Source organism: Streptomyces prasinopilosus, from assembly GCF_001419695.1.
GTDB lineage: Bacteria > Actinomycetota > Actinomycetes > Streptomycetales > Streptomycetaceae > Streptomyces > Streptomyces prasinopilosus.
The window spans coordinates 1-5,357 of the sequence record NZ_LIRG01000099.1 but is presented as its reverse complement, the minus strand read 5'-3'; the positions used below and the strand labels follow the sequence as shown (position 1 = coordinate 5,357).

Here is a 5,357-nt window from a genome sequence, read left to right as displayed (position 1 = left end):
TCGCCGCCGGCGGCGAGACCACCGACAAGGCCATCGCCGGCATCTTCGCGAACCTGCTGCTGCACCCCGAGCAGCTCGCCGCCGTCCGCGAGGACCGCGGTCTCGTGGCCGCCGCGTTCGCCGAGACGCTGCGCTACACCCCGCCCGTCCACATGATCATGCGCCAGTCGGCCACCGAGGTCACCCTCAGCGGCGGCACCGTGCCCGCCGGGGCCACCGTCACCTGCCTGATCGGCGCCGCCAACCGGGACGGGAACCGCTACCGCGACCCGGACCGCTTCGACGTCCTCCGCGAGGACCTCACCACCACGACCGCCTTCTCGGCCGCCGCCGACCACCTGGCCTTCGCCCTCGGCCGCCACTTCTGCGTCGGCGCCCTGCTCGCCAGGGCCGAGGTCGAGACCGGCGTGAACCAGCTCCTCGACGCCATGCCCGACGTGCGGCTCGTCGACGGCTTCGACCCCGTCGAGAAGGGGGTGTTCACCCGGGGGCCGCAGTCCCTGCCGGTGCGCTTCACCCCGGTCGCGGGCTGAGCCCCGGGGGACGGAGGCGGGATCCGCCCCCCGGAAAGGGGCGCTCCGGACGCCCCGTCCGGCGGGCGGAGCACTGCACGGACCGGCCGCGGCCGGTACCGCCGGTTCCCCCGGGGTGGGCGGGACGGCGCCCGTGCCGGCCGGCAACCCGCACGCACGCGGCAGGTGGCCCCGCGGAAACCGCGGCCCCGCCGCCGCGAGGGGATCCGCGCGGGCCGGCGTCGCGGGCGCCGGCCCGGGCCGCACCCCGGACGGCGTGAGCGGCGCGGCGTCGGCGGCCCGGCGCAGGACGAGGTCCACGGCACGGGTCGCCATGACCACCGTGGTGCCCCCTCGCGCAGCCCGGCGAACAGCCGTTCCCGGCGGCCCGGGCCGAGGCCCGCGGTCGGCTCGTCCCGGATCAGGACGCACGGCCGCATCGCCCCCGCCCCCGCGATCGCCGTCCGCTCACGCGGCCCGCAGGACAGCAGGCGCACCGCCCGCCCCTCACCGCCCCCGGACGGCTGCCGTTCCGCCGGGACGCCGGCATGGGGGGCCGGGGCCCTGGGCAGAACCTTGCTGCAATTAATATGCAACAAGGAATCCTGGTCAGCAGAGGTGTGAGGATCGATGACGACCCGACGAATACGGCGTACCACAGGCGCGGCCACCACGGCCGCCGCGCTCGCGGTGGTCGCCGCCTGCTCGGCGCCGACCGGTGGCTCGGACACCGGCACGGGCGGCGGGTCCGCCGAGTCCGTGGTGATCGGGGTCCCCACCGAACCCGACACCCTGAGCCCCCTGCTCGGCTACGGCAAGGACGGCAACTCCAAGATCTTCGACGGGCTGCTCGCCCGGGACGCCGACCTGGACCTGAAGCCCGCGCTGGCGAAGGCCCTGCCCGAGATCACCGACGGCGGCCGCACCTACACCTACACCCTGCGCCCGGGCGTGAAGTTCAGCGACGGCGAACCCCTCACCGCCGAGGACGTGGTCCACACGTACGAGACGGTCCTCGACGAGAAGACCAACAACACCGCCAAGAGCGAACTGGACGCCGTCGAGGAGGTCCGCGCGGACGGCGACGACAAGGTCGTCTTCACCCTCAAGTACCCGTATGCGGCCTTCGCCGCCCGCACCGTCCTGCCCATCGTCCCCGAGCACATCACCGGGGAGCAGGACCCCAACACGGGCGCCTTCAACACCGAGCCGGTCGGCACCGGACCCTACGTCCTCACCGGCTGGAGCAAGGGCGAGAAGCTCACCTTCAAGGCGAACCCGGACTACTGGGGCGGCGCCCCGAAGGTGAAGAAGCTCACCATGGCGATCATCGCCGACGACGACGTCCGCGCCACCCGCCTGCGCTCCGGCGACCTCGACGGCGCGACCCTCCCGCCCAACCTCGCCGCCACCTTCGAGGACGACGACGGCCGCACGACGTACCGGGCCACCACCTACGACTTCCGCGCCGTCACCCTCCCCACCGCGAACGAGGTCACCGGCGACACCGCGATCCGCCGCGCCCTCGACCTCGCCGTGGACCGCCGGGCCATGGTCGACAAGATCCTCGACGGCGCCGGCCGCCCCGCCTACGGGCCGCTGCCCCTCGACGACCCCTGGTACGCCGAGGACATCGAACGCCCCCAGGACCTCGCCGAGGCCGGGAAGATCCTCGACCGCGCCGGCTGGAAGACCGGCCGGGACGGCATCCGCGCCAAGGACGGCACCCGCGCCGCCTTCACCCTCTTCTACCCCTCCGGCGACAAGGTCCGCCAGGACCACGCCCTCGCCTACGCCTCCGACGCCAAGAAGGCCGGCATCGACGTCGAGGTCGAAGGCGCCACCTGGGAGGTCATCGAACCCCGCATGGGCGAGGACGCCGTCCTCGCCGGCTTCGGCAGCACCGGCGACCCCGACTTCGGCCTCTACACCCTGCTGCACTCCTCCCTCGCCGGCGACGGCTTCAACAACATGCCCCACTACGACAACCCCGCCGTCGACGAGGCCCTCGAAACCGGCCGCCGCAGCCAGGACCCCGACGACCGCAAGGCCGCCTACGACGACCTCCAGCGCGCCCTCGTCAAGGACCCCGGCTACACCTTCCTCACCCACATCGACCACCTCTACGTCCTCGACGACCGCTGGGGCGACCTCACCACCCAGGTCGAACCGCACGAGCACGGCTTCGCCAGCGGCCCCTGGTGGAACGCCGAGGACTGGCGGCCCGAGAAGTGAGGACCCTGCCCTGGGCGGCGATGGGGCACCTCGTGGCACGGCGGGCCCTGCTCGCCGTGCCCGTCCTGCTCGCCGTCACCTTCGGCGCCTTCGCCCTCGCCGCCGCCTCCCCGTTCGACCCCGTCAAGGCCTACGCCGGCACCGCCGCCCTCGGCGCCGACCAGGAAACCCTGGACCGGCTCCGCGACAACCTCGGCGTGGACCGGCCCTTCGCCGTCCGCTGGTGGGAGTGGCTGACCTCCGCGGTCACCGGCGACCTCGGCCACTCCAGCGTGATGCGGCAGCCGGTCGCCGAGGCGATCGGCGAGCGGCTGGTCTGGTCGACGCTGCTGTGCACCGTCGCGTTCGCCGTCGCCGTCCTCCTCGGCACCCTGCTCGGCGTCCTCGCCGCCCGCCGCCCCGGCTCCCTCCTCGACCGCACGGTCACCTCCCTCGCCTACTCCCTGGAGGCCGCGCCGGTCTTCTGGATCGCCCTCCTCGCGGTCTGGCTGTTCGCCCTCAACCTCGGCGTCCTCCCGGCGGGCGGCCTCACCGACACCGGCAGCGAACACGTCACCGCCGGCCAGGTCGCAAGCCACCTGATCCTGCCCGCCGGCGTCCTCGCCGTCTCCCAGCTGCCCTGGTTCACCCTCTACGTCCGCCAGGGCGTCGGCGACGCCCTCGCCGAGGACCCCGTGCGCGGCGCCCGCGCCCGCGGCCTCGCCGAACGCACCGTCCTGCTCGGCCACGCCCTGCGCTCCGGACTGCTGCCCGTCCTCACCCTCATCGGCTCCCGCGTCCCCGAACTCATCACCGGCGCCCTCCTCGTGGAGACCGTCTTCAGCTGGCCCGGCATCGCCGCCGCCACCGTCGAAGCGGCCACCGCCGTCGACTTCCCGCTCCTGGCCGCCCTGACGACCCTCGCCACCGCCGCCGTCCTCGCCGGAAACCTCCTCGCCGACCTCCTGTACGGACTGGTCGACCCGAGGGTGAAGCTCAATGAGATGTGATCCCCATGGCTGACACCACCGTCGAGAAGGCCGACGCGACCGTCCCCGCGGCCGCGACCGCCTGGCGCTCGCACGGCACCACCCGCCGCTCCACCCACACCCTGCGCCTGCGCGTCTCCGCCGCCCTGGTCGCCCTCACCGCCCTCGCGGTGCTGCTCGTCCCCCCACTGGTCCAGCTCGACCAGCAGGCCGTCGACCTCGCCGCCAAACTCCTCCCGCCCAGCTGGTCCCACCCCTTCGGCACCGACGACGTCGGCCGCGACCTCCTGCTCCGCTGCGTCTACGGCCTGCGCGTCTCCCTGCTCGTCGGCGTCGTGGCCGCGCTCACCGCCACCGTCATCGGCACCGCCGTCGGAGCCGCCGCGGGCGCCTTCGGCGGCTGGGTCGACCGCCTCGTCATGCGCCTGGTCGACACCCTCTCCTCCGTCCCGCACCTGCTGCTCGGCATCTTCATCGTCGCCCTGTTCCGCCCCGGCGTCTGGCCCGTGGTGATCTCGGTCGCCCTCACCCACTGGCTGTCCACCGCCCGCATCGTCCGCGCCGAGATCCTCTCCCTGCGTTCCCGCCCCTACGTCGACGCGGCCGTCTCCGGCGGCGCCTCCCGCCTGCGGGTCGCGCTGCGGCACCTGCTGCCCGGCGTCCTGCCCCAGGCCGGCCTCGCCGCCGTCCTGATGATCCCGCACGCCATGTGGCACGAGTCGGCGCTGTCCTTCCTCGGCCTCGGCCTGCCCGCCCACACCGCCAGCCTCGGCACCCTCATCCAGGGCGCCCGCGGCTCGCTCCTCGCCGGCCAGTGGTGGCCCACCCTCTTCCCCGGCCTGTTCCTGATCATCCCCACCCTCGCCATCGCCGGACTCGCCGGAGTCTGGCGGGAGCGGATCAACCCCCGCCGCCGATCGGAGCTGACGCTGTGACCGAGCGACCTCCCGTGCTGTCGGTCCGCGGACTGTCGGTCCGCTTCCTGGTGCCCGGCGGCGGCCGCGTCGCCGCCGTCACCGACGCCCACTTCGACGTGGCACCCGGCGAATGCCTCGCCCTGATCGGCGAGAGCGGCTGCGGCAAGTCCGTCCTCGCCTCCGCCCTGCTCGGCCTGCTCCCCGCCAACGCGCAGACCGCGGGCCACGCCCTGCTCGGCGACCTCGACCTGCTCACCGCCGGCGAACGCACCCTCGCCCGCACCGTACGCGGCCGCCGCATCGGCCTCATCCCGCAGAGCCCGGCCGCCCACCTCACCCCCGTCCGCACCATCCGCTCCCAGATGGAGGAGACGGTCGCCGAACTCACCGGCGTCCGCGGCCGCGCGGCCCTGCGCGCCGCGGCCGAACAGGCCGCCGCCCGCGCGGCCTTCCCCGTCGACCACCTCGACCGCCACCCCCACGAACTCTCCGGAGGCCTCGCCCAGCGTGCCGCCACCGCCCTCGCCCTGATCGGCGACGCACCCCTCCTGCTCGCCGACGAACCCACCACCGGCCTCGACCGCGACCTGGTGGACCACACCGTCGACGAACTCCGCCGCCACGTCGACGCCGACGACGACCACGCCCGGGCCCTCCTGATGATCACCCACGACCTCGCGGCGGCCGAACGCATCGCCGACCGCGTCGCCGTCATGTACGCGGGC

The 5,357-nt window shown here is 74.4% G+C and carries 5 protein-coding genes; all 5 read left to right on the top strand.

Features of this window, described 5'->3' with window-relative positions; translation table 11 throughout:
* Positions 1 to 533, top strand: a 533-nt coding sequence (locus AOK18_RS05545) for a cytochrome P450 (protein ID WP_157865040.1), incomplete at its 5' end; no start/stop codon positions are given.
* 609 nt (positions 534 to 1,142) lie between these two features.
* Positions 1,143 to 2,747 (top strand): ABC transporter substrate-binding protein, encoded by a 1,605-nt coding sequence (locus AOK18_RS05540; RefSeq protein WP_055573936.1) that lies wholly within the window; start codon positions 1,143 to 1,145, stop codon positions 2,745 to 2,747.
* Between the two features lie 20 nt (positions 2,748 to 2,767).
* A complete protein-coding gene (locus tag AOK18_RS05535; protein ID WP_055693578.1) occupies positions 2,768 to 3,736 on the top strand; it encodes an ABC transporter permease in 969 nt (322 codons plus the stop codon).
* Positions 3,737 to 3,741: 5 nt separating this feature from the next.
* Positions 3,742 to 4,650, top strand: coding sequence for an ABC transporter permease (locus tag AOK18_RS05530; RefSeq protein ID WP_055693577.1), 909 nt, complete (start codon positions 3,742 to 3,744; stop codon positions 4,648 to 4,650).
* The coding region (locus AOK18_RS05525; RefSeq protein WP_157865039.1) for an ATP-binding cassette domain-containing protein at positions 4,647 to 5,357 on the top strand (711 nt) is incomplete at its 3' end. The genes AOK18_RS05530 and AOK18_RS05525, both read left to right, overlap by 4 nt.